Below are 22,703 nucleotides of genomic sequence, written 5' to 3' on the forward strand. Positions count from 1 at the left end.
TGGAGGCAGTCTCGAAAAAGCGATGCGTTGCGCGGAGGGTCGTTTTGCAGTGCAGGCAAAACGACCCTGTGCAGGTCAATCGAACTGTGCAAGGCGGCGGTAGCCGCCGCGCATCAACGATTGGCCGCGCCGTACCAGGCGGCGCACGCGCGAGCGCAGGCCACCGTCGGCGTACCAGCCGGCGACCACGGCCTCGGTGCCGAATAGCCCGGCTGCCGTTTCGCGCAAGGACGCGCCCGCCAGGGTCGCGTCGAGCGCCTGCAAGGTGTGAAGTTCCAGCAACGCGGCAGGCGTGGGCCGCGAGCACGCCGCTGCCGCAGGCACGGCCGCCGCGTCCACCGTCGCCAGCTTGTCCAGCTCGGTCGTGATCGCGCGATAGCTCGCGCGCGGCGCGGCGCGGGCATGGACGGCATAAAGATAGGCCATGCCATTGGCCAAGCCCGGCGCGAGTGCGAGCCGCACGCAGCAGCCAGGCCAGCGTGCGGTCAGCACCAGGCGCTTGCCGTCGTGGATCAGGTACTTGTGACCGGGGATGCACCAGAATTCGAAGGCGTGTGCCTCCGGCGGCGGGTCGGCATCTGGGTAGAGCTGTAGTCCGCCGCTGTGTTCATGAAACCAGGCTGGATGCGCGTCACGCGCATCCAATGCCGGGTCTTCCAGCAAGCGCAATCCCCAAGCATGCGCCGCTTCCAGCTTGCGACGGCACAGCCAGTCGCGCCGGTAGTCGGGATGACGGCGCAGGTACTCCCAGGCCAGCGCGGGGCCATCCAGATGCAGCACGTACAGGTATGCGGCGGTCGGATACCAAGCGTCGGAGTTTTGATCAGCCATGACGTTACCTCCTGTCGGGCAGGCACGTCGCCACGGGCGTCGAACATGGGAGCTACGGCAGCGGCAACATCAGTGCCGTCCAGTAGACAATCAACTCAAGCCGTAATAAGGACTGGTTCGCTCCGAAGCCTTGCACGGATCGTCCGAGTGCGGCGGCTACGCCGCACGGAAATGACGCGCGGCACCGGACACGCTGCCGCAAGCTGGACCGCGCATCATGTCTCTTTCAGTCAGATCGTACCCGTCTGGCGCAAGAGTACCGATCGAGACCGTATTCGTCTGATATTAGATCGAAAAAGACACAGTACACCTCGGTCAATCAGGAATAGAGCCATCGCGTTGTGCGAGCTGAGCGTACCCAGATAGCGGCCTCACCGCATGGAAATGCAGGTCGCGCAGGACGGGCCGTTGCTGTGGCCCGACAATACCGGCTAGGTCGGACAACTTGACCGTACCCAGCGCCGGCATCCCGATGCCGAGATCGATCAATCCCCAGGCGGTATCGCCATCGGTCGGGTCGAGCGCGGCCAGCAGCCAGATCGTGTGCGCGTCTGGGGTGAACAGCCGCACTACTGGCATCAGGTCGATACCGTGATCGGCGGCGCGTGCTGCGCCGTTGGCGAGCAATTGCACGCGCTCGGCAGTAGTGGTCAACGGCTGAGTCATAGTCAGGAATCCTGCAAAGCCGAGGATGCACGGGCACGCTTTTGCGTAGAAGCACCGAACCGCGAAACCGGGCTTGTGCATTCATGCGCAAGCACGAATGCACAAGCCATCGAATCCGTACATGCACGAAAACGCAGATGCAGAATTGTGCTGGTCAGGAAAGACGTGGATGTGACTCCCTAGTTCGGCTGGAATCCGCCGATGCGGATTCCACCAAAAACATGGAAGCAGATTAAATTGCCACCAATGAGTTAAAGATAACGTGGTTTTAATTGTGCCGCGATTGGACGCTTCTGTCCATGCAGAAGCGTCCCGTCCAACCCGGCCGACCGGCCGGCGCCACCACCTTCGATGCCGAACTGGCCCAAGCGTTCGGTGCGGCGGTGCGCGCGTTGCGCACGGAGCGCGGCATTGCCCAGGAATTGCTGGCGCACCAGGCCGGGATCGAGCGTTCCCATCTGGGCAAGATCGAGCGTGGCGAGCACATGCCCACGCTGGCGATCATCTTCAAGATCGCCGGCGCGTTGGAGTGCAGCACGGCGGCACTAATGACCGCGACGGAAAGCCAGCTTGCGGCGTCCGGCGCGTAGTTTTTGCCCTGCTGTCTCGGACAGCACCGCGCCCCGCCGCAAGGGGCGGGGCGCGGTGGGCGGCGGTTAATCCGCCTGCTGTGGCTTGCTGCGCGACCAGATCAGGTCGTGCGTGCCGTCTTCATTCTCGATCAGGCGGGCGTAGACCGTGGCCGGGAACGAAGGATCGTCCAGGGTCACGGACACGTAGGGCCGTTCGGCCTTGCTGACTTTCTTCCACGCCGCGCCGATGTCGTGACCTGCCGCCTGCACGCGGAAGTTGGGGGCGCTCTCGCTATCGCCCTTGTCGTTGGGAACCAGCTTGACCTTGACGTTGAGCGTCAGGGTGCGAAGCGTGCCAGTGAAGCCGTCTTTCTCTGCTGTGAAGGTGCCGATGTTAGCCATGATGTTTCTCCTTTCGGTGAACCAAGGTCGCGCAAGTGCGTCCTTGTTGTGATCCGGCCGGCGGGGGATGGGCGGGTCGCACCGCGCAGCGGTCGCAGCAACGCGGAGAACCTGGAAGCGCAAAGAATTTGTCCCGCGAGGAAGCCGCGCAGCGGCGGGGAAATTGTTTTCGCTGGAAGGTTGCGGCCATGAAGCCCGAGGCGCAGCCGCGCCCCCGCCAGGATTCACGACAAGCCAAGGACGCACAGGCCGCCTGATCCGAATGGAGACGTGACCGACTCGGCATCCCTGCATGACGGCTGCACCGGTTTGTGCCCTGAGGCGGACAAGGCCAATACTCCAACGGCAAGCGAGAACGCTCCTTGCCGCAGATTGCGGCAACGTGCTTGAGGCGTGGCGTGGAAGCTCCATAAGCGCGGCCGGGCGGCGTGTCGGTGAGCCGTCCTTCGTGACGTACCGGGGGCGAATCGCCAGCGTCGAGGACGACACGTTTTCGCACAACCTGCCGCAGCAAGCCGGGGCGTAGCCCCGCACGCCCTGGCCTTCGTGGCGGGGCGCCATCGAAACCTTGCCCGCGCCAGCGGGCACCGATTGCCGTGCCGCGCGCAAAGCCGTTGCGCGCTCGCCCCGTCGCCGCCTGGTCAAAGGTGGCGACGGGGCGGTTTTGTTGGGACGTAGAAACCGGGCGCGGCAGACCTGCCGCGCCCGGTTCAAGGAAAGCCCCGGCGCAAACCGCGCCGAGGCCATGCTGCACCGTCATGCGGCCAGCGCGTTCGCGTGCGCCTCGTCGGCCGCATCTTCCGGCGCGTCCGTATCACTGGCCGCACCCGGTACGCCCTCCGGCTCCGTGTGGTGCTCGGTCTGGAACACGGCGGGCATCCAGCCGGTGTCCTTAGCCAACCGCTCGGCTTCGCTGGCAATGTCGGCCTTCTTGAGTTTCGACAGGCGGGTGACGTGCGACGGCGCAAACTGATCCACTGCCGCCAGAATCACCGCCTTGGAAACGTGGCGGAAATAGCCCTCGGCGGTCGGCTTCCACCATGCGGCCATGTCCAGCCCCACGGCCTGCGCCAGTTCCGCGCCGGGCTGACGCTGCGAGGCGCGCGGCGTCACGACGTCCACCGTGGACGCGATGCACGCGGCCAGCAGCCGCACCAGCTCGTCTTGCGACTTCGCCAGCAACACGACGAACAGTTCGCCGCTGTCCTGCGGCAACGCTCCGCCCGCGACTTCCTGCAACGTATGCAAGGCCACGGCAGCACGCGAATCCGGCCAATCCGGGGCCATGCTTTCCAGCCGGTTTTGCACGTTCACGCGCACGCCGAGCGGCAGGCCATCGCCGTAGGCGTCGGGCTGCAAGACGGTCTGCACCATGCCATGCACCAGCGCGGCCAGCGCAACGTGCGGATGCTGCGCCACTTCGATTTGCAGCGCCGCCGTGCGGTGGGCGCTTAACCGCTGCACCAGCCGGTCGGAGACGTTCGCGGTCTTGGGCGCTTCGTCGTCGGTGTCGCCTTCGTCCTCGTTCGGGTTTCCGCCCTCCGCGAAACCCTGCCGCAGTCGGTGCAACGTGCGCAGCGCCTTGGCCTCCGCCTCGCGCAGCAGCCCACGATGGATGACGGCTTCGCCTTCGCGGTCGAGCGTGACGATGGCACCGGCCACCACGCGCACGTCGGGGGCATAGTCCTGCAAGGCGTCCTCGATGGCTTGCAGTTCCTCGGCCACCTGCTCGCGCCGTTCTTCCAGCGTGGCCACCTTATCCTCGTCCTCGGCGTCGTAGGCTTCCTCTAACGTCGCGTCGATCTTGTCGAGACGGCCTTGCAGCGAAGCGATGCGGCGGGCCTCGCGGGCGGTCGGCTCGCGCCGCTGGCGCAGTGCATTCTGGAACGTCTGCCGGTCGGCATGGCTCATGTGCGGTACGGCTTCCACCCACGCCCAACCCTCGCCGCGCACGTCCTCGGCCATCGCATCCAGCTTGCCGCGCACCAGCGTTTCCAGCAGCGCGGCATCGGTTAGATAGGTGCCGCTGTCGTCGTCCGCGAACAGGTCGCGGCGAAGGCCACCGCCCGCCTTCGTGTAGGTGCTGAGGCCAACGAAGCGCACCAGTGAATGCGTCGCATCGATTTCGCGCTCGGTCAGGCGCTCGCGCAGTGCCGATGCACCGCGCTGCCATTCCGGCGCGCTGTAGTACGCGGCTTCCTGCGCGGCGTGATCGTCGGTGATGGTGAGGGCCATCAACTGCTCCAACGTCACGGCCCCGGCGCGGTAGTCGGCCATCAGGCGCGGCGACACGTCGGCCAGTTTCAGGCGGCGTTGCACCGTCAATGGGGACACGCCGAAATCGGCGGCAATGTCCTCGATGGGTCGGCCTTCCTTGACCAGCGCGGCGAATGCCTCGAACTGGTCGGCGGGGTGCATCTGCTCGCGCAACAGGTTTTCGGCAAGGCTGACGGTACGCGCCGACGCATCGGGCACCAGCAGGCACGGCACGTCATGGTCGGCGGTGATGCGCTTTTTCTTCGCCAGCAGCTTCAAGGCGGTCAGGCGACGGTCGCCCGCCACCACTTCGTATTGCTCACCATCGGCGGCAAGAATGACGATCAGGTTTTGCAGCAGGCCGACGCGGGAAATGCTCGCAGCGAGTTCGGGGATAGACAGGCGCGGGGTCGTGCGCGCGTTGCGCTTGGAGCGGCGCGGCAGCAACTGCGAGAGCGGAACCAAAATGAGGTTCTTGGTCGGATCGGCCACTTCCAGCGCGGTGGCGGTTTCGAGGGCAATGGCTTCGGCTTGGGTGACGGCGTTCATGGTGATAACTCCTAGCGGTTGGGATGCAGCAGCGAGAGAAGCGGCAAGGGCTGCTGCCTGCCCCTGCCGCGTGGGGATTCAGGCTTTCAACTGGCGCAGGCCATCGGCCAGCAGCCACAAGGCGCGATTCAGGCGGATGCCGTTGTCGATGCCCTGCACCGGGCGCGTGGTCTGGCGGCGACCGTTCGCGGCGCGGGCGGACAGGCCGCCTTTGATGAGGTTTTCTTGCGCGCGGTTGAACACGCTCCAGAGGTCGCGACGGCTGTCGTCGTGACGGCGCGGCATCAGGATTTGCGATTCCGTGATGGGCGCGGGCTTGTCTTCGTCGTACTTCAACGCGAGCGCCGCGCGAGCAAACACTTCCGATTCCCTGGCGTCCAGCGTGATCGCCTGCATCGCATCGCGGGATTCCTGCGCCCGGTCGAAGCCGTGCAGGACTTCGTAAGCGCCTTCGATGACCTGCGCGGCCACATCGCCCTTGTGGGGTACGCGCACGTCCGCCACGGTGTCGCCGCAAACGAGGCCGTTCTGGCACACGAAGCGGAACATGCCGGCGAGCATCTGATAGCTGCTCGTACCGTCGTGCGAGTTCAGCAGGATGATTTCGTTAGCCTCGCGGCCGTTGATCTGGCTGGCGTGGCGTAGCCGGATCATGTGCTTGGTATAGTCGCGGCGGTCGTCAGCCCGCACGCGGGTCTGGCACACCATGAAAGGCTCGAAGCCTTCGCCGCGCAGTTCCTGCAGCACGGTCGCGGTCGGGATGTAGCTGTACCGTTGCGAGCGGCTTTCGTGCGGGGCGTCCGCGAAGATGGACGGGACCACGGCGCGGATTTGGTCATCCGACAAGGGATGTTCCGAACGCAATACCGGGGAGCGCGAAGCGAAACGGGAAGCGAGTTGCATGGTCTTTCTCCTGACAAGGGTTGGCTGTTGAAAACCCCACCGGATTCCTAGATTCGGAGCCCGCTTTGGACTTCCGGTGGGGTCGGCGCAGAGACCTGGGCCGGCCTCGTTGCCACCGTCTTTCCTGAGTTCATCGCCCGCGACGGTCAGGAGCGCGCAGACGGGTGCCGTCAAGGAGGAAAGCGCCGGGTGGGTGCGGCCCGCAGGCGCAGCCGAGGACACGGCCCGGCGCGCCTTGACGGCGCACGGCCGCGGGCTACAGTCGCGGACAAGGGGATGAAGTCAGGAAAGACGGCTGGACAGGCAACCGGCCGCAAGGGGCGCTGATCCCACGCAAGCGCAAGCGCGCAGGCCCGGATCGAAGAGCCGGGCCGGAGACGTCAGCGATGGAAGCCGAAGGGGCGAGACGCCATCGGCGGCTCGATGCGCAGCACAAGAGCGCGGCCGGCCTTTTGGCCGGGGACGCCATCGGTCAGTCGTGATCGAGCGGGTGGCTCAATTCTTCAGGCGCGATGAGGTGTGGCAATGCATCTGCGCTGGTTCCGGACGAAGTTACTGTCAACGTTGGCAGGCTGGGCCACGTTGTCGATTGGCGCTAGTCACCTAACTTGGGTATGCACAGGGGCCGTCAGGTAATCGCCTGGCTCGAACGCTCTCCGCATTCGCTGGGTGGCGAAATCGACAAATGCACGAAGTTTGGGCAGGGACTGACTGCGGCTTGGGTAATAAAGGGAAAAACCGGGAACCTCTTCACAATACGGTTCGAGCACGGTCTGCAGGTCACCCCTTTCAAGATGCGACATCACGACCGAACGCGGCACCTGGAAGAGTCCGGCACCTCTAAGCGCTGAGTGAATGCAAGCCTCGACGTCGTTGATCACAAGGGGCCCCGCAACGCCCACCGTCATGTGCTGACCATCGACGACAAATTGCCAATGATCGAGGGGCCGCACTGACTGACGGAGCAGGATGCAACGGAAATTCTGCAGATCATACGGAGACGCCGGACGGCCATGCGCCCGAAATAACGCCGGAGCGCCAACGACAACAAAGCGCTCGGGTGGCGTCAGCCACACCGCGACCATATCAATCTGGACAAAGTTTCCGAGACGGATTCCCGCATCGAAACCTTCCTCGACGATATCAATCGGACGATCCTCGCCCACCAGTTCGAGTTCGATGTTTGGGTGAGCGTCGAGAAAGTCGGGCAGCAAGCGATTTACCAGCAGCGGCAAGGTTGGCCTGGGCACATTGATGCGCAGTCGGCCGGTGATCTCGTCACCCAGGTCACTCGCGGCGTCCAGCCCCGCCGTGAGCATGTCGACGGCCGGCCGTGCGTGGGCCAGCAGACGTTCGCCCGCTTCAGTGAGCCTGACGCTTCGGGTCGTCCGGGAAAAGAGGGGGGCGCCAACCCTCTCCTCCAAGCTACGTATCCCCTGACTGACCGCGGACGGCGTGATGCCGAGGTGCCGTGCCGCAGCGCGGAAGCCTTGGCACTCCGCCACGGTCAGAAACATGACAAGTCCATCCAAATGAGTGCGCGCGATTGTTAAGTTCATCTATACAGCCCGTTCCGAATGTACCTAGTATTCAAATAATAGCGCGGGAACTACCATGGGCCGTCGAACTAATTAAAGGTGAACACTCATGTTTTTGGTCATGGGCATTACGGGAAAAGTAGGTGGCGCGACGGCAGCGCATTTGCTGGCACAGGGCAAAAAGGTACGCGCGCTGGTCCGAGATCGCGCAAAGGCGGCGCGTTGGGCTGACCAAGGCGTCGAACTGGTGGATGGCGACTGGAATGATGCGGCCTCCATCGGGCCGGCGCTCAAGGGCGTCGATGGCGCGTTTGTCATGTTGCCGCCGATCTGGGCTCCTTCGCCGGATTTCAGGGAAGCGAAGGGTGTCGTCGCGAACTATGTAGAGGCGTTCAACAAAGCGCCGGTGCCGCGAGTCGTCGCACTTTCGTCGATGGGCGCGAACAAAACCAGCGGAATGGGCCTGATCACGGCGCTGACGCTACTGGAACAGGGTTTTCGCGACCTGACGGTGCCGATCGCCTATGTGCGAGCCGGCGGGTTCTTCGAAAACTTCCTCTACGGCTTTCACGTCGCCCAGGGCGGCACGCTGCCCGTCTTCTACAACCCGACAAATCGAAAATCGACCATGGTCGCAACTGATGACATCGGCGCCGAGATCGCAATGCTGCTGAACGGACCGGCCTGGCGGGGGCGCCGGGTCATCGAACTCGGTTCCATGGTGAGCGCAGATGAAGTCGCGGCGCAATTGGGCGAAGTGATGAAGCTCGAGGTCAAGGCCGTTGCCGTCCCGCGAGCCGAGTGGTCGGATGCATTCGAACAGTTCGGCATCCCGAAGGGTTGGTCTGGCCCTGCCGAAATCATGTATGACGCCGTCAACGCCGGAGGGATGGACGTCGGGGTGGAGGGTACGGAGCACGTACCGGGCGCCACGTCTGCTCGCGATGTTTTTGCGGCGGCCCAGAAGGCCGCTACGGCGTAGGTCTGCGGATCAGCGGTGGGATCAGAATTTTGGAGTCTGCTCTGGAAATTCGCATCCCATCGCGGTCTTGGCAGAGTAGCCAAAGCAGCCCTTTTCCTTGTGAAGCGCGGCGGTCGTTCCAATAAAAATCGAGGTTGACAATGAAGGTTCTTGTTTTGGGTGCAACGGGTGGCACCGGGCGGCTGATCGTTCACGACGCCCTGGAGAAAGGTCATTCGGTCGTGGCACTGGTTCGCTCGAAGGCACGCGCACCCGATCTCCCGGGAGCAGACATCATCGAGGGGGACGCTCGCGATGAAGGCGCTCTCATGCGCGCCTTGGACGGCTGTGATGCGGTCATCAGCTCGCTGGGTACCGGCATTAGCCCATTCAACGAGGTCAGCCTGCTGACCGAAGCGACAAATGCGCTGCTCCTGGCGATGGCCCGCAGCGGCGTACGCCGTCTGGTCTGCATCTCGGCCTTGGGGGTGGCAGATAGCCGCGGCCACGGCGGCTTCGTGTTCGACCGACTATTTCAGCCATTGCTACTTCGCCATGCCTACAAAGACAAGGGGCGTCAGGAAGCCGCGATCCGCGCCAGCTCACTCGATTGGGTCATCGTCCGTCCCGGCAGACTCACCAACGACTCAGCTCGCGGAAGCGTCAGGGCCATCGTTGACCTCGCCGGCGTCAACGGCGGCAAGGTCGCACGCGCTGATGTAGCTCGGTTCGTGGTGGAGCAACTGGCGACCAGCACCTGGTTGAAACAGACACCCTTACTCCTGTGGTGAGGACTGGTCTCGTGGGTCACCTTATTTCTTCGGCAGAAAATTCATCATCCAAGGTTGGACCAATGTCCAAAATCTCGTGGCGCCAAGTCTTGCCCTTGGCTCTTGCCGCCTTCTTCGTCGTGGGTTCACTCAGCAACATCTTCGCCTCTGGATCTATCTACGAGGAATATCTGAAATGGGGGTACCCGCGCTGGTTCCATTTCGTGACCGGATCGTTGGAACTCACTGCTGCCATCCTGCTCATCCGGACGCGGAGTCGCCTGCTGGGCTCGGCACTCGGCTGCACCGTTATGTTTGCAGCCCTCGCGACCGTCATCATTCACGGCGAATACAGGCACGCCGTACCGCCACTCGTCGTGGCGACATGGTCACTCGTGGTCGGCTGGATAAGCTGGCGCAAGCGGAGTGCGCAGGCCCATGAGGGCTAGAGGTGTCAGGGGTCAAAACCGGATGGCCGCGACTCAGTATGAGGCGCGGGACGCAGCCCGCGAGCCCGACGGCGGCACGCCGGGACGCCGGGGCGCCGGGGCGCCCGACGAATATATGGTAAAGCCGCCGGCGGGTTCGAGCGGAAAATTCTTTCGTCTAAGCGCGATAAGTTCGGATGAGCGCGAGTGCGCCATCGAGAGCATCGCGGAGCCGTCGGGGATCGCGGTGAGCCTGGGCGAGAACGAGTCCGCCCTGAAGGCTGGCGAGGGTGGATGTAGCCAGCCATTTTGGATCGGTCTCGGCGCGGAGTTCGCCGGAAGTCACCATCGCGGTGAGACCCGACCGGATGTGAGCCTCCCATCGGTCGAAACCCTCGGCGAGGACAGCTCGGATGCCATCGTCACGCTCACCAATCTGTCCGAGGAGGTTGGCAATGGGGCAGCCTCTCGGCCCAGCCCCTTGCTCCTGGATGGTAATGATGGCGTCGGTCCACGCCACCAGGCCGCCCCAGGTATCGAGCATGGCAAAGAGGTCGGTCTGGGCGCCGAGTACGGCGTCGTTGGTCGCCTCGGCCACCGCCCGTAGTAGGTCGGTCTTGTCGGAAAAGTAGTGGTATAGCTGGCTGCGCGAAGCCGTGGCGCGCGCGCCAACGTCATCCAGACTCGCCGCCAACGCCCCTTTCTCGGCCACGACTTGAGCCGCAGCGTCCACGATGCGTTGTCGGGTTTGACGCCCCCGCTCGGTGGTTGGTTGTACTCCCATGACTTCATTATCCCTGTAACTGGACTTGACAGTCCAGTGGTTGCCTGTTTCAATCGAATGGACTAATTAGTCCACTCAATGTTCTACCCTCTCGACCAAGGAGATTCCCAGTGCCTGCCACGATCCGCGAACAATCCGACCAGTTTAAAGCTGTTGCCGCCAAGCAACTCCCGCCCGAGGTCCTTGAAGTGTTCGACCGCAGTGTCGAACACTTTCTGGCGGAGGGGGTCCCGTCCGAGGCCGTCAAGGTTGGCGACCCTCTAGCGACCTTTACTCTCGACGACGCCACGGGCAAGCCGGTCAGCCTCGACCAGCTCGTCGAGACGGGACCTGCAGTGATCGTGTTCTATCGCGGCGGATGGTGCCCTTATTGCAACCTGGCGCTGCGTGCCTACCAGCAGGAACTGCTTCCCCAGCTTGATGCCTTCGGTGCCCGCCTGGTCGCCATCAGCCCGCAGTCCCCCGATCAGTCCCTGACGACCGCAGAGAAAGCCGGCTTGGCCTTCGCCGTGCTGTCGGACCCGGGTAGTCGGGTAGCCCAACGCATCGGCATCGCCTTCCAGCAGGCCGACGACGTTCTGGCGGCGCAACGCAAACTTGGCCTTGACCTCGTCAAAGTCAACGCCGGAGGAGCTACCTATTTGCCTCGGCCCACCGTGCTGATCATTGACCGAACTCAAACCGTACGCTTCGTCGATGTCCAGCCCGACTATACCGCCCGCACCGAGGTCGCCGACATCCTTGCCGCACTCGCTCGCCTCGAAGCCGATAGCCTTTAAACGCCACGCAGCGAAATCATTAACATCGAAGGCAAACGTGGAAGCCCGAAGGGGCAAGACGCCGTAGGCGGCTCGATGCGCAGCGCGACGGCAAGGTCGTCAGGTACTCGGCAACGTGGATGCCCGACTTGTCCAATTCCAGCAGTTCGATAGAGGGTAGCCGCGTTCCCTCTCGGATACGCGGCCCCCCGAAGAACCGTACTTGCGAGTTTCCCGCATACGGATCGAGCACGGCATAAAGCATCGCACCGATGCCGGTTGTGTCTGTGCAGACTCAACCTTCGCTGACCGGCAACTTTCCAACGGAACCTTTCTAAGTCACCACATCTTCGCGCCTGCTAATCGTCCCCCTTAATGCTCGAACCGATAAGCTCCCGTAACCATTGATGCGAAAGGTCGCGATGTGACCGTTCGTGCCACAGCATTACCATTTCGTACCCAGGAACCTCGACCGGTGGCGCGATCGATCGCAATCTGGATTCGCCTTTAAGCAGTCGCGATGGGAGCATCGAAACTAAGTCCGTACACGACAACACGTCTTGTACGAAGGTGAAATGGGGCACTGAAAGTACAACTCGCCTCTTCAAACCAAGCTGTGCCAAAGTCATATCAGTGACGCCGACAAATCCCCCTCCATCCGGTGACACGATTACATGATCCAGTTTACAAAACTGCGACACGGTAATTCTCCGCTTGAGTCGCGGATGATCAGGCCGTCCGACCAAGACATACTTTTCTTGAAACAAGGTCTTTCGGCGTAACCCGTCAGGCGCTTCGTCCGCCGTATGGAATGCTAGATCAACTTCACCTATTTCGCATTGTCTGGCAATGAGACGCGGTGGGATCTGCGTAACGCTAACGCGAGAATTCGGCGCATATTCACGCAGCCTTGGAAGCGTGGGTAGCAGTACAGTCGTTTCACTGTAATCCGTCGCGGCAATCTTCCAAGTTAGCGCCGCGGTGCATGGGTCAAACGGCTGTAACGGCGACATGACTTCGTTCAGGGCAGCCAAGGCCACGGAAAGCGACTCCCGCAACGAATCGGCTCTTGCCGTTGGTCGCATACCGCGAGGCCCGGGCAAAAGCAGAGGATCTTTGAAGACTCTTCTGAGTTTGGATAAATGGACACTGACAGACGGCTGCGACAGATTGAGGCGCTCGGCCGCCCGACTCACGTTGTGCTCCTCAAGCAATACATTGAGCGTGCGCAGAAGGTTCAGGTCGAGACTACGCAAATTATCCATGGCAATACCAGGTATCTGTGAAATTCATTTCCAATATACCTGATAGCCATCTACGCTGCATGCTTCACCATCAACGAGTTGAACGGTGAAAGTCCTTAGAGCTGTCTAGCTTTGAGGAGAACGGTCGAAGGTCGCCTCTTCCCTTTATTATTCAGGATCACCCTATGAGCAACGTTCTTATCGTCCACGCCCATCCAGAGGCCCAGTCGCTGACCGGCTCTTTGAAGAACCTCGCGGTCGAAACGCTGACAGCGCAGGGCCATCAGGTTCAAGTATCTGACCTCTACGCCATGCGCTGGAAGGCCGTCGCCGATGCAGCCGACTTCCCGCAGCGCAAGAACGCCGATCGGCTACGCTATGCATCGGAATCGGGCAACGCCTTCGCCACGGGCACCCAACCCGCCGATGTCGTGGCTGAGCAGCAGAAGCTGCTGTGGGCCGACGCGGTCATCCTCACCTTCCCGTTGTGGTGGTTCAGCGCACCGGCGATTTTGAAGGGCTGGGTCGAGCGCGTCTATGCGCACGGCTTCGCTTACGGCGTCGGCCTGCAAGGTGGTGAACGCTGGGGCGATCGGTATGGCGAAGGAACGCTGGCCGGTCGCCGAGCGATGGTTGTCGTCAGCATGGGTGGGCGCGAGCCGCACTATAGCGAGCGCGGCGTAAATGGCCGCCTCGACGAGATCTTGTGGCCCATCCAGCATGGACAGCTCTTCTATCCGGGCATGGACGTTATGCCGCCCTTCCCCATCTACCAGAGCGACCGCCTGTCTGAAGAGCGCTGGGTGGAAGTCGCGGCAGCCTTCAAGGTCCGGATGGAGAATATCTTCACCGACGCGCCGATCCCGTATCGCACTCAGAATGGCGGCCACTATGACGGACAGCAGGTGCTCAAGCCTGGCCTCGGTTCCGGAGAAACGGGCCTCCGCATCCACTTGGCGCAACAGGGCGATCCTGTTGAGAATTTGGATTCAGCCGAATCACAGCCTGCGGCGCTTGCCCGCGTCTGATCAGGATAGCCCATCATGCGGTTACGACGCAAAGGCTGCGCTGGCAAACTGCCCAAGCGCTCGCTGCCGAAGCCGTACACCTCTGCGCCGGCCGCAGATATTCGGTCACGGCAACTGTCGTCGATCCTTCTGGCCACCCACAGGCGGTCGTCAAAGGCGACTCCGTACCGCTGCAGTCACTGTCAGTGTCGTATGCAAGGCGTACACCGCCTTTTCCTACGGCATGGCCTTCGACAAGGACTCCACGAGAGAGTTGATCGCCGCGAAGGTGACCAGTCCGCTCGATGACGGTTTGTTGGCGACCGTACCCGAATTCCTGTTCATTCTCGGCGCGTTACGTTGCGCAAGGCCGATCGCACCGTGATCGGAGGCATAGATGTGTCCGGTGCACCAGGCGGCGACAGGGACCAGACCTGTGCGCAAGCCGCGGTGCACAAATACAAGGGGGAATTCCATTGAAGCGCCGCAACTTCGTCGCTGCAGCGGCCAGCAGCACGCTCACGACCGCGTTGACCCGAAGAGCCTGTGCAGACACGGTGTCAGGTGATGCTACACCGGATGGTTCGTTCGAGATCGTCGCGGCGTTCGCGGGACCTGGGGCATCCGGCGTCGTCGTGACACCCGAAGGGCGCGTGTTCGTTGGCTTCCCTCGGCACGCCGACAACCATCGCAAAGCGACGCTGGCGGAATTGCGCGATGGCACGCTCGTTCCCTACCCCAACGCCGCACTCAGCATGCCCTCGGACAGGCCGCCCTCGCAACGTCTCATATCCATACACGGCATGACGACCGATAGCCGGGAACGTGTGTGGGCTATTGACGACGGCAAGCTTGCGGGGCACCCAATCGCGCCGGGCTCGGCCAAGGTGATCGGCATCGATCCCCAGTCGGACCAACTGATTGCGAGCATCGTGCTTCAACCACCGGCGATGCTTAGCAACAGCCACATGAACGACCTGCGTGTCGATCTGACCCATGGCGCCCAAGGCACTGTCTACATAGCAGACTCGTCCTTCGGGACGTCAGGCGCGCTGGTCGTGGTCGATATCGCAACCGGACGCCAGCGGCGCGCTCTCGCCGATCACCCTTCGACGCAGCCGGAAAAGGGTTTTGTCGTGGTACTTGAAGGACGGCCGATGCGTTACGCCCCCGGTCACCCGACCTTTCCTGTAGGTGGCGCGGACAGCATCACGCTCAGCGCAGACAGTTCCCGGCTCTATTACTCCCCGTTGACGAGTCGCCGGTTATACAGCATCGCCACAAATCTGCTCGCAGACTTTGATGCATCCGATGCAGTACTTGCCAGAGGCGTGGTGGATCATGGAGAAAAGGTGATGACAGACGGTCTCGCGACCGATGAGCTGGATCGCATCTATCTGACTGCTGGCGAGCACGATGCAGTCATGCGACGCTACCCCGATGGACATATGGATGTCGTTGTGCGCGACCCGCGCATCATCTGGCCCGACGCCGTCTTTGTTACGGCCACCCATGTCTATTGCACGCTGGGCCAATGGAACCGTCTGCCGGGTTTCAACGGGGGAAAGGACCTGCGCGAGCCACCATACTTTCATCGCACCTTTGCATAAAACGTGCGACTGGTTCGCCGATGTCGCCGCGGAATTGTGGAGACCCCATAGCACCGGAGGGTCGATCCCACGAAACTTGCCCACATATGGAAGCTTGCCGTCAAGTTCCGATTCGCGCATGGTCGCCAACCTGAATACTTCATTCGTGTGGCACGAGAACAGTCACTTGACACTTCTCGATATCAAGCTAAGAATTTAACCTTCGACGCGCAAAAGTCACTGCCTGGTTGGTAGTCCAGGCGACGCAGACCAAGCGTCCGTGCAAGAGCTTCCTTGTAAGTACAAGATAAGCCGCCGGTGCGTCTCTTACCATGCAAATGGAAGGGACGATCATGCCTACTACTCTCAATGTTTTGATTATTGGCGCCGGTCTCGGCGGCCTGACCTTGGCGCAGTCGCTGCGTAGCGCCGGGATCGAGTTTCAAATTCACGAACGCGATAAATCCCCGTGGGATCGCCCACAGGGTTATCGCCTTCACTTGGATGGCGACGCCATCAATTCAGCGCGCGAAGTGCTCTCACCAGAACTTCGACAAGTATTTGAAGCCACTTCACAACGCACCGCACCCTATACCACGATCCTGAAACCCGATTTGTCGGTGGTGAAGCGTCTGCTCACCAACGATGACCTAGGTAAAGATGTATGGGCCATGCACGAAGGCAAACCAGAACACTACAATGTGGATCGTGCCACGCTACGTCAGATTTTGCTGGCCGGTGTGCAAGATCGCATCCGTTTTGGCAAACGCCTGACGCACTTCCAAGAAATCCACGGTGGTGTCATCGCGCACTTTGACGACGGCTCATGTGCCGAAGGCGATGTCTTGGTAGGAGCTGATGGCATTCGGTCGGCCGTGCGTGCGCAGCGCGCACCCCATGCAGAGACCATGAATTCTGGAGCCATCGCGATATATGGCCGTCTACCAATACATGCGATTCGAGACTCCGTGCCTGAGGAAACCTTGGGCGACATTTTCACTGTCGCTATGGACGAGCGTAAAGTGTTTTTAGGAATGGGTTCGGTGCAGTTTCCTACGCCGCCCGAACAGGCCGGCCCTTCGATCGCAAACGTCACACTTCAACAACGCGATGACTATCTCGTATCCATCGTCGGAGGCCGACCTGAATTCTTTTCCAAAGATTTGCCCACGATGCGCGCAGCATCTAGCCAAGAACTTCAATCGATCGCTGCGGAGACCGTGGCAAATTGGCCCCAGGCCACCGTCGACCTATTGAAAAGTGGCCACCCTTTGTCTTTCTTCTTAGTCGAGATGTATACCAGCGTCCCGTGTGCGTTGAATGCACCTTTCCACAGCACGCTGCTGGGAGATGCGATTCACGGGATGACGCCTACGTTGGGTCGCGGTGCCAATGTGGCGATGCGCGATGGCGTCACGCTGGGTCGTGCCTTGAAAGCGGTATCAAGGGGAACGGCGACATTGAGTGAGGCATTGGCCTCCTATGAAAGTGCCATGCTGAGTTATGGCTTTGACGTCGTTCGCGAAGCCGCGCTCACGGGCCAGCAACGTATGGCGCAAAACCCGCTTCCCGAAATCGCCTGACGTATCGGTATCCGCTCGATGCGGAGTAAGTCATGGCCATTGAGGAGTAGTTCGGACAGCGCGCGCCACAACCTCACCCGGTGAATGCCGGTTGCGGTATTGGATTTGATCGACGGACAGTGCCATTGCCATGCTCGCATCTAACAAAATACCAATGGGCTAACGAAGTCTCACGCCGAATGGCGCATGCACTGATCGAAATGTCGTCAGGATGTCTCGTCTGGCTTTATCCAGTTCGGCCGCAACTCTTGGCGAGAGCATGTATGTGGGGCACTCCGGCTGGCCACATCCACAATGTCTGATCTCTCCCTCCCTAAGGCGAGTCACGAAAATGCGACGCAGCTCGTCGACCTGACGAACTACCTTTTCGAGCACTCCTCGGATGCGTTGGTCCCGGAGATGATGGATCGACGGGACACGCCTGATCTCGTCACCTTCGCGAGTGCGCCATACACCGGTATTGAGGGCGCCTATGGTGTCCTCGATCGCCTGCTGAAAAGCAGGTAGGGAGCTTTCCTGATGAAACGGCGTATAGAAGACCGGTCGATCGAACACAGCCGCCATGAGTTGCAGCGTCTCGGCATCTGAGAGATCGGGAAAATCATCTACAAACTTGCGGATCTCTATCTCGGCATCAGGAAACTCGATGCCTCGGACGAATCTGTGCAGCAGGTATTCGGCGCGAAGCCGCAGGTTTTCCTCGAACTCGACGCCAGACCATATCGTTACATGCGCAACGCCCAAGTCCGCCGAAGCTTGCTCGATCTGCGTTCGGCTGGTGTCTGAAACAGCGCCACGAGAGACAAACTTGAAGGCATCCGGCGTTCCGCTTATAGCCTTGACCGCCTTGGTCATGTCGCCCTTGGCTTTCGCCAAGGTCAGCGTGTCCCGGTTGGCGCATTGGATGACGGTCTTACGTGAAGGTCGGTCATCAAAAGGCTCGACGCCGGAGATGTCCCGTCCCTGGTCGCCTCCCGATTGGCCGTGCCAAATCAGGTCGCGCCAGCCGGCGCGCACGTGATACGCAAAGACAAGGCGCTCGAACTGAATACCACTGTAGTCCTCGAAATGAATCGGAGAAACCGTCACCGTCGCCATGCCCCTGTCCTTTTCCCGTGACTACTGTTCTTGAATACGCTCCTCTACGCTCCAGCGAGTTTCCGCGATAGCCAATGAAAGCCACCATTACTTCGTGCGGCAGCGAACCTTGCAGCGCCGAACACTCACGGAGTGCGATATGGAGAATAACCCGTCACAGCTCATCAGCCGGGACAACGGCACCAAGGAGCCTACGCGCCCCGTGTCCGTCCCGCTGCCCGGCTCGGACGCCTACGACGATCTCCCACAGTTTCCAAAGCGCAGTGTCTTACCCTTCCGACGCACCATCCGCCGCCAGGAACTGCGGCAGATCGTCCCCTTGGCGGAAACGACGATCTACGAAATGGAGCGCCGCGGCGAGTTCCCGCGCCGCTTCAATCTGACGCCGCGCTGCGTCGTGTGGGATCTGGCCGAAGTGGATGCGTGGATTGAGCAGCGCAAGCAAGCCCCTCGCGGCGGGGTCTCGAAGCCGGATGTCCGCCTACGAAAAACCCGCCCTGTTCGGGCGGGTTCGAGTGAGGAATGAGGCTGGGCAGCGAGTCGTATTCAAACAAAGCTTCCAGCTCCTTGGCCGCCGAGCACGGCAACCGCCAGCCTTCCATCGTCACGTCGACCTGCAAAGCCACTTGCGCCACGTCCAACACGTCCGCCAAGTGGCAGACCGACATGCTGCCCGCATGCGCCGGCGCAGGAATCAATTTAACCGAAGAAAACAGCCGGGCTGACCGAGAAACGCTTGCTCAATGCCGCGATATGGTCGCGGGTCAGGTTACGCCCCCGACCGTTGAGAATCTTGGACACCAGCGACTTGCTGCCGATCTCCGGCAGATCAGCCACGCCCAGCCCATGCTGCTCCATCAGCAAGCGAAGCACGTCGACGCCACCCAACTTCGCCACCCGCGCGTTGAATGCCGCAAACTCGTCGGATTCGTTTTCCCAACTCTCGATGGAACGGGCCAGAATCTCGATCAGTGGACGGTTGGCCTCGTAGTCCTCGACCAACTCGTCCATCAACGCCAGCGCCTGGGCGTAGTCGTCCTCACTGGCGATGTGGCCAATGAAACCCGCCTCGTCAAACAAGGCATGGGCTCGCTCCTTGATGGCGGCAAATCCCATCTCAGTCACTCTCCTTCCGGTAGCGTTTGCAAAGCTTGTCGTACTCGGCGTGAGTTGCAATGTGCTTGACGTACATCCGGTTGTCGCGGAATTCGATAAAGGCGATCAACCGAAGATTATTGCCGCCGATGTCCAACACCCACCACTTGTCCTTGTACTTGAAGTTGTCCAGCGACGGAATAACCTGCCGCAGTGCCTGCGGTGTATCGAAATCACCGGATCGCAGCACCCGGTAGGTGCGGTCGATCGCGTCGGCGTCATTCGGATAAGCCTTTGCTGCGTCGCTGAACGGCTTCCTGGATATGACGTGCATATCGTTCCATGCTCACATGTAAAAGGATAAGCAGAAGTTGACTTTTTGTCAACTTCCGCCATCGAGGCAAGTCAGCCTGCTCAAACCATCGCGCTCAACGCCGGCACGACCACGTTCTCCGGCAATAGCTTCGGCGCGTAGGCCTGCCCGTCGCCCCAGGCATCGACCAGGTTGGCCCACTCTTGCAGCATGTGGCGCCGTTGCTCCGCGTATTCGGCCTTGTTGTAGACCGAGCGCGAAGAGCGCCCGTCCTCGTGCGCCAGGCATTTCTCGATCCAGTCGCGGTTGAAGCCGATTTCGTTCAACAACGTCGAGCCGGTGCGGCGCAGGTCATGGACGGTGAACGGTTGTAGCGGCAGCCCTTTGGTTTTTGCAGCCTCTGCCACGAGTTGCGTGACCCGATTCAAGGTTGCATTCGACATGCAACGCTCGGCATCGTAACGAGAAGGAAAAACGAACCTTGAGCCGGCCGCGCAGGCATGCAGCGTGACGAAAATGTCGAGCGCCTGGCGCGACAGATAGACCACATGCGGATTGCGCCCCTTCATCCGCTGCTTCGGAATCGTCCAGGTCGCCCTCTCGAAATTGACCTCATCCCAAGTGGCCAGGATCAGTTCGCTCTTGCGCACCAGCGTCAGCAGAATCAGGCGCAGCGCCAGCTTGATGGTCGGATAGGTTGCCACCGATTCCATCTGTTGCACCATCAGCCGAATTTCCAGCGGCGACAACGCGCGATCCTTCGGAACGAAGGTGGCGATCGAGGCCGCTCCCACGCTGTTGGCAGGGTTATCCACCTTTTCACCGTGGGCGATGGCGTAGACATAGACCTGCTTCACGATGTCCCGAATCTGCACCGCCGTAGCGGGCGCGCCACGTTCCTTGACCTTGTTGCACAAGGCCCGCAGGTCTTCAGGCTGGATTTCGGTCAGCAGGCGATTCTGGAATACCGGCAGGATGTCCCGATCGATGATGTGCTTGCGCATGGCGCGGGTGCTGTCGGCCAACCTTGCGTTGGCCAGCCATGTCTCCATCGCGGTGCCGAAGGTCTCGATGGCGACCACCCGGCGTTTCTCGCGTTGCTTTTCGAGCGCGGGCGAGATGCCCTTGAGAACGGATTTGCGCGCCTCCAGGAGCAGTTCGCGCGCCATCGCCAGAGAAATACCGCCAGGGCCATAGCGCCCGAGGGTCAGCGTTTCCCGGCGGCCATTGAAACGGTAATCGTAGCGGAAGGTGACAGTACCGCTGGGCGATACCGTCACGTACATCCCGTCCCGGTCAGAAGCCTTATAAATCTTAGACTTAGGCTTCAGGTTGCGCAGTGCAGCGTCGGTAAGCATCGAGGTTTCCTCCGGCTTTTTGACGGCTTTACCGTCAGGTTTTACCGTCAGGGACCAGGAGACCTGTTGATGCCCGGAAAGCCGCATAAAACAAGCTTTCCCGAGAAGCCTTTTACCGTCAAAGACGGTAAAAGTCTGAATAGTGAACGGGAGGGTCTTAATTCGGCCTCGATTCTTACCGTCAGCTTTACCGTCAACCTGTTTTGCTGGCCGGCGATAGCCACCGATAGCTGCCGTGACGTATTTCTTTTCAAATCAATACGTTATGAGTGCTTTTCGATAGCTGGCGATAGTCCTCGAAGGACGCCGAATCACTCCCACTCGATCGTCGCCGGCGGCTTCCCCGACACGTCATAAACAACCCGATTGATCCCCCGCACTTCATTAATGATGCGGTTCGACACCCGCCCCAGCAACGCATAAGGCAGATGCGCCCAATGCGCCGTCATGAAGTCCGTGGTCTGCACGGCACGCAGCGCCGTCACGTAGTCATACGTCCGCCCATCGCCCATCACGCCGACCGACTTCACCGGCAAAAACACCGCAAACGCCTGGCTCGTCAGGTCGTACCACGACTTGCCGACCTGCGACGCGTCGCAAATGCCGGCGGCCGCATCCTGCTCGTTGGCGATCGTCGCACGCAGTTCCTCGATGAAGATCGCGTCGGCGCGGCGCAGCAGATCCGCGTAATCGCGCTTCACTTCGCCGAGAATCCGCACGCCGAGGCCCGGGCCCGGGAACGGATGGCGATAGACCATCTCGGGCGGCAGGCCGAGCGCTACGCCCAGCTCGCGCACTTCGTCCTTGAACAGGTCGCGCAGCGGCTCCAGCAGCTTCAGGCCGAGCGTTTCCGGCAGGCCGCCGACGTTGTGGTGGCTCTTGATCGTGGTGGCCTTCTTGGTCTTGGTGCCGCCCGATTCCACGACGTCCGGATAGATCGTGCCCTGCGCCAGCCACTTCGCGTTCGACAGCTTCTTCGCCTCGGCCTGGAACACCTCGACGAACTCGCGGCCGATGATCTTGCGCTTCGCTTCCGGGTCGGTCACACCGGTCAGGTGGCCGAGAAACTGCTCGGACGCATCCACATGCACGACCTTCGCGTGCAGGCGGCCCTGGAACATGTCGAGCACCATCTGCCCTTCGTTCAGGCGCAGCAGGCCGTGATCGACAAACACGCAGGTCAGCTGATCGCCGATCGCGCGATGGATCAGCGCGGCGGCCACGCTCGAATCCACGCCGCCGGACAGGCCGAGGATCACCTCCTCGTCGCCCACCTGCTCGCGGATCAGCTTCACGGCCTCTTCGATGTGATCGCGCATCACCCAATCGGGCTTCGCGCCGGCGATCTCGAGCACGAAGCGTTCGAGGATCTGGCGGCCCTTCACGGTGTGCGTGACTTCGGGGTGGAACTGCACGGCGTAGTAGCCGCGTTCCTCGTCGGCCATCGCCGCGATCGGGCAGCTCGGCGTCGAGGCCATCAGCTTGAAGCCGGGCGGCAGTTCGCCAACCTTGTCGCCGTGGCTCATCCACACCTTCAGCATGCCGTGGCCTTCGCCGGTCGTGAAATCCTCGATGCCGTTCAACAGGCGCGTGTGGCCATGAGCGCGCACTTCCGCGTAGCCGAACTCGCGGTGGTCGCTCCATTCCACCTTGCCGCCGAGTTGCACGGCCATCGTCTGCATGCCGTAGCAGATGCCGAGCACCGGCACGCCAAGATCCCACACGGCCTGCGGCGCGCGCAACTGGTGATCTTCGTAGGTGCTGGCATGGCTGCCGGACAGGATCACGGCCTTCGGCGCGAACGCGCGGACGAATTCGTCGGTGACGTCGTTCGGATGGATTTCGCAGTAGACGTGCGCTTCACGCACGCGCCGCGCGATCAGTTGGGTGACTTGCGAACCGAAGTCGAGAATCAGGATTTTGTCGTGCATGGCTGCGGACGCGAAGATAAACAAACGGGTAAGAAAAGCAGCGCACGCGGCGCTGCATCTGAATCGG

The 22,703-nt window shown here is 61.4% G+C and carries 23 protein-coding genes and 1 pseudogene; 10 read left to right on the forward strand and 14 right to left on the reverse strand.

The features are described from left to right. Nucleotides 1-75: 75 nt before the first annotated feature. Together AB4850_RS24855 and AB4850_RS24860 are read right to left on the reverse strand one after the other, a co-directional pair. Entirely contained in the window at nt 76-831 is a 756-nt protein-coding gene (locus AB4850_RS24855; RefSeq protein WP_414442142.1) for a DUF7011 domain-containing protein, read from the reverse strand. A 315-nt stretch (nt 832-1,146) separates the two neighbouring features. Further along, the gene (locus tag AB4850_RS24860) at nt 1,147-1,497 is read right to left on the reverse strand and encodes a DUF2958 domain-containing protein (protein ID WP_414442143.1); all 351 of its coding nucleotides are present in this window, start codon (nt 1,495-1,497) and stop codon (nt 1,147-1,149) included. A 299-nt stretch (nt 1,498-1,796) separates the two neighbouring features. On the opposite strand from AB4850_RS24860, the gene AB4850_RS24865 reads away from it, so the two are divergent. Further along, entirely contained in the window at nt 1,797-2,087 is a 291-nt protein-coding gene (locus AB4850_RS24865; RefSeq protein WP_414442144.1) for a helix-turn-helix domain-containing protein, read from the forward strand. A gap of 66 nt (nt 2,088-2,153) precedes the next feature. On the opposite strand, the gene AB4850_RS24870 is transcribed toward AB4850_RS24865, so the two are convergent. From AB4850_RS24870 to AB4850_RS24885, 4 genes are all read right to left on the reverse strand, one after another. Next, nucleotides 2,154-2,471, reverse strand: coding sequence for a DUF736 domain-containing protein (locus AB4850_RS24870; RefSeq protein WP_414442145.1), 318 nt, complete (start codon nt 2,469-2,471; stop codon nt 2,154-2,156). 756 nt (nt 2,472-3,227) lie between these two features. Next, nucleotides 3,228-5,276 carry a ParB/RepB/Spo0J family partition protein gene (locus AB4850_RS24875; RefSeq protein WP_414442146.1) on the reverse strand — a complete coding sequence of 683 codons (2,049 nt, stop codon included), beginning with the start codon at nt 5,274-5,276 and terminating at the stop codon, nt 3,228-3,230. Between the two features lie 78 nt (nt 5,277-5,354). Continuing rightward, nucleotides 5,355-6,179, reverse strand: coding sequence for a DUF932 domain-containing protein (locus tag AB4850_RS24880; protein ID WP_414442147.1), 825 nt, complete (start codon nt 6,177-6,179; stop codon nt 5,355-5,357). 599 nt (nt 6,180-6,778) lie between these two features. Next, nucleotides 6,779-7,696, reverse strand: a complete 918-nt coding sequence (locus AB4850_RS24885) for a LysR substrate-binding domain-containing protein (RefSeq protein ID WP_414442148.1) — start codon at nt 7,694-7,696, stop codon at nt 6,779-6,781. 130 nt (nt 7,697-7,826) lie between these two features. Between AB4850_RS24885 and AB4850_RS24890 the strand changes: the two genes are divergently transcribed. The 3 genes from AB4850_RS24890 to AB4850_RS24900 all read left to right on the forward strand — a co-directional run bounded on the left by AB4850_RS24890 (nt 7,827) and on the right by AB4850_RS24900 (nt 9,897). After that, nucleotides 7,827-8,699, forward strand: coding sequence for an NmrA family NAD(P)-binding protein (locus AB4850_RS24890; protein ID WP_414442149.1), 873 nt, complete (start codon nt 7,827-7,829; stop codon nt 8,697-8,699). A 140-nt stretch (nt 8,700-8,839) separates the two neighbouring features. Continuing rightward, a complete protein-coding gene (locus tag AB4850_RS24895) occupies nt 8,840-9,469 on the forward strand; it encodes an NAD(P)-dependent oxidoreductase (RefSeq protein WP_414442150.1) in 630 nt (209 codons plus the stop codon). A gap of 62 nt (nt 9,470-9,531) precedes the next feature. Next, complete coding sequence (locus AB4850_RS24900; protein ID WP_414442151.1) at nt 9,532-9,897, forward strand: DoxX family protein; 366 nt, start codon at nt 9,532-9,534, stop codon at nt 9,895-9,897. Nucleotides 9,898-10,054: 157 nt separating this feature from the next. Here the strand turns inward: AB4850_RS24900 and AB4850_RS24905 are convergent, their stop codons facing one another. After that, entirely contained in the window at nt 10,055-10,660 is a 606-nt protein-coding gene (locus AB4850_RS24905) for a TetR/AcrR family transcriptional regulator (RefSeq protein ID WP_414442152.1), read from the reverse strand. Nucleotides 10,661-10,770: 110 nt separating this feature from the next. Here AB4850_RS24905 and AB4850_RS24910 point away from each other — a divergent pair, with 110 nt between their 5' ends. Next, entirely contained in the window at nt 10,771-11,439 is a 669-nt protein-coding gene (locus AB4850_RS24910) for a peroxiredoxin-like family protein (protein ID WP_414442153.1), read from the forward strand. Between the two features lie 82 nt (nt 11,440-11,521). Here AB4850_RS24910 and AB4850_RS24915 read toward each other — a convergent pair. Both AB4850_RS24915 and AB4850_RS24920 read right to left on the reverse strand, forming a co-directional pair. Next, nucleotides 11,522-11,593 (reverse strand): annotated as a pseudogene (locus tag AB4850_RS24915) (DUF1016 domain-containing protein); the annotation flags it as partial. A 184-nt stretch (nt 11,594-11,777) separates the two neighbouring features. Further along, on the reverse strand, nt 11,778-12,683 hold the full coding sequence (locus AB4850_RS24920; RefSeq protein ID WP_414442154.1) for a LysR family transcriptional regulator: 906 nt from the start codon (nt 12,681-12,683) through the stop codon (nt 11,778-11,780). A gap of 164 nt (nt 12,684-12,847) precedes the next feature. Here AB4850_RS24920 and AB4850_RS24925 point away from each other — a divergent pair, with 164 nt between their 5' ends. The 4 genes from AB4850_RS24925 to AB4850_RS24940 all read left to right on the forward strand — a co-directional run bounded on the left by AB4850_RS24925 (nt 12,848) and on the right by AB4850_RS24940 (nt 16,841). Next, the gene (locus tag AB4850_RS24925) at nt 12,848-13,690 is read left to right on the forward strand and encodes an NAD(P)H-dependent oxidoreductase (RefSeq protein ID WP_414442155.1); all 843 of its coding nucleotides are present in this window, start codon (nt 12,848-12,850) and stop codon (nt 13,688-13,690) included. A 35-nt stretch (nt 13,691-13,725) separates the two neighbouring features. Further along, on the forward strand, nt 13,726-13,947 hold the full coding sequence (locus AB4850_RS24930) for a heme-binding protein (protein ID WP_414445606.1): 222 nt from the start codon (nt 13,726-13,728) through the stop codon (nt 13,945-13,947). Nucleotides 13,948-14,145: 198 nt separating this feature from the next. Then, entirely contained in the window at nt 14,146-15,279 is a 1,134-nt protein-coding gene (locus AB4850_RS24935; protein ID WP_414442156.1) for an L-dopachrome tautomerase-related protein, read from the forward strand. Between the two features lie 332 nt (nt 15,280-15,611). Next, nucleotides 15,612-16,841 (forward strand): FAD-dependent oxidoreductase, encoded by a 1,230-nt coding sequence (locus AB4850_RS24940; protein WP_414442157.1) that lies wholly within the window; start codon nt 15,612-15,614, stop codon nt 16,839-16,841. Between the two features lie 159 nt (nt 16,842-17,000). Here the strand turns inward: AB4850_RS24940 and AB4850_RS24945 are convergent, their stop codons facing one another. Continuing rightward, entirely contained in the window at nt 17,001-17,939 is a 939-nt protein-coding gene (locus tag AB4850_RS24945; protein WP_414442158.1) for a hypothetical protein, read from the reverse strand. Between the two features lie 139 nt (nt 17,940-18,078). On the opposite strand from AB4850_RS24945, the gene AB4850_RS24950 reads away from it, so the two are divergent. Next, nucleotides 18,079-18,465, forward strand: a complete 387-nt coding sequence (locus AB4850_RS24950) for a helix-turn-helix transcriptional regulator (RefSeq protein ID WP_414442159.1) — start codon at nt 18,079-18,081, stop codon at nt 18,463-18,465. 173 nt (nt 18,466-18,638) lie between these two features. Here the strand turns inward: AB4850_RS24950 and AB4850_RS24955 are convergent, their stop codons facing one another. The 4 genes from AB4850_RS24955 to guaA form a co-directional block, all read right to left on the reverse strand. Then, nucleotides 18,639-19,055 carry a helix-turn-helix domain-containing protein gene (locus AB4850_RS24955; RefSeq protein WP_414442160.1) on the reverse strand — a complete coding sequence of 139 codons (417 nt, stop codon included), beginning with the start codon at nt 19,053-19,055 and terminating at the stop codon, nt 18,639-18,641. A gap of 1 nt (nt 19,056) precedes the next feature. Further along, on the reverse strand, nt 19,057-19,368 hold the full coding sequence (locus AB4850_RS24960; RefSeq protein ID WP_414442161.1) for a type II toxin-antitoxin system HigB family toxin: 312 nt from the start codon (nt 19,366-19,368) through the stop codon (nt 19,057-19,059). Between the two features lie 80 nt (nt 19,369-19,448). Further along, nucleotides 19,449-20,705 (reverse strand): tyrosine-type recombinase/integrase, encoded by a 1,257-nt coding sequence (locus tag AB4850_RS24965; protein ID WP_414442162.1) that lies wholly within the window; start codon nt 20,703-20,705, stop codon nt 19,449-19,451. Nucleotides 20,706-21,016: 311 nt separating this feature from the next. Beyond that, nucleotides 21,017-22,636 (reverse strand): glutamine-hydrolyzing GMP synthase, encoded by a 1,620-nt coding sequence (gene guaA / locus AB4850_RS24970; RefSeq protein WP_414442163.1) that lies wholly within the window; start codon nt 22,634-22,636, stop codon nt 21,017-21,019. Nucleotides 22,637-22,703 lie beyond the last annotated feature (67 nt).

The sequence above is a fragment of the Burkholderia sp. 22PA0106 genome (assembly GCF_047497155.1).
In the GTDB taxonomy this organism is placed as follows: domain Bacteria; phylum Pseudomonadota; class Gammaproteobacteria; order Burkholderiales; family Burkholderiaceae; genus Burkholderia.

Excerpts from the sequence above, each read along its gene's own strand:
- AB4850_RS24855 (WP_414442142.1), bottom strand. The coding sequence starts at position 831 with ATGGCTGATCAAAACTCCGACGCTTGGTATCCGACCGCCGCATACCTG.
- AB4850_RS24860 (WP_414442143.1), bottom strand. The coding sequence starts at position 1,497 with ATGACTCAGCCGTTGACCACTACTGCCGAGCGCGTGCAATTGCTCGCC.
- AB4850_RS24865 (WP_414442144.1), top strand. The coding sequence starts at position 1,797 with ATGCAGAAGCGTCCCGTCCAACCCGGCCGACCGGCCGGCGCCACCACC.
- AB4850_RS24870 (WP_414442145.1), bottom strand. The coding sequence starts at position 2,471 with ATGGCTAACATCGGCACCTTCACAGCAGAGAAAGACGGCTTCACTGGC.
- AB4850_RS24875 (WP_414442146.1), bottom strand. The coding sequence starts at position 5,276 with ATGAACGCCGTCACCCAAGCCGAAGCCATTGCCCTCGAAACCGCCACC.
- AB4850_RS24880 (WP_414442147.1), bottom strand. The coding sequence starts at position 6,179 with ATGCAACTCGCTTCCCGTTTCGCTTCGCGCTCCCCGGTATTGCGTTCG.
- AB4850_RS24885 (WP_414442148.1), bottom strand. The coding sequence starts at position 7,696 with ATGTTTCTGACCGTGGCGGAGTGCCAAGGCTTCCGCGCTGCGGCACGG.
- AB4850_RS24890 (WP_414442149.1), top strand. The coding sequence starts at position 7,827 with ATGTTTTTGGTCATGGGCATTACGGGAAAAGTAGGTGGCGCGACGGCA.
- AB4850_RS24895 (WP_414442150.1), top strand. The coding sequence starts at position 8,840 with ATGAAGGTTCTTGTTTTGGGTGCAACGGGTGGCACCGGGCGGCTGATC.
- AB4850_RS24900 (WP_414442151.1), top strand. The coding sequence starts at position 9,532 with ATGTCCAAAATCTCGTGGCGCCAAGTCTTGCCCTTGGCTCTTGCCGCC.
- AB4850_RS24905 (WP_414442152.1), bottom strand. The coding sequence starts at position 10,660 with ATGGGAGTACAACCAACCACCGAGCGGGGGCGTCAAACCCGACAACGC.
- AB4850_RS24920 (WP_414442154.1), bottom strand. The coding sequence starts at position 12,683 with ATGGATAATTTGCGTAGTCTCGACCTGAACCTTCTGCGCACGCTCAAT.
- AB4850_RS24925 (WP_414442155.1), top strand. The coding sequence starts at position 12,848 with ATGAGCAACGTTCTTATCGTCCACGCCCATCCAGAGGCCCAGTCGCTG.
- AB4850_RS24940 (WP_414442157.1), top strand. The coding sequence starts at position 15,612 with ATGCCTACTACTCTCAATGTTTTGATTATTGGCGCCGGTCTCGGCGGC.
- AB4850_RS24945 (WP_414442158.1), bottom strand. The coding sequence starts at position 17,939 with ATGGCGACGGTGACGGTTTCTCCGATTCATTTCGAGGACTACAGTGGT.
- AB4850_RS24950 (WP_414442159.1), top strand. The coding sequence starts at position 18,079 with ATGGAGAATAACCCGTCACAGCTCATCAGCCGGGACAACGGCACCAAG.
- AB4850_RS24955 (WP_414442160.1), bottom strand. The coding sequence starts at position 19,055 with ATGGGATTTGCCGCCATCAAGGAGCGAGCCCATGCCTTGTTTGACGAG.
- AB4850_RS24960 (WP_414442161.1), bottom strand. The coding sequence starts at position 19,368 with ATGCACGTCATATCCAGGAAGCCGTTCAGCGACGCAGCAAAGGCTTAT.
- AB4850_RS24965 (WP_414442162.1), bottom strand. The coding sequence starts at position 20,705 with ATGCTTACCGACGCTGCACTGCGCAACCTGAAGCCTAAGTCTAAGATT.
- guaA (WP_414442163.1), bottom strand. The coding sequence starts at position 22,636 with ATGCACGACAAAATCCTGATTCTCGACTTCGGTTCGCAAGTCACCCAA.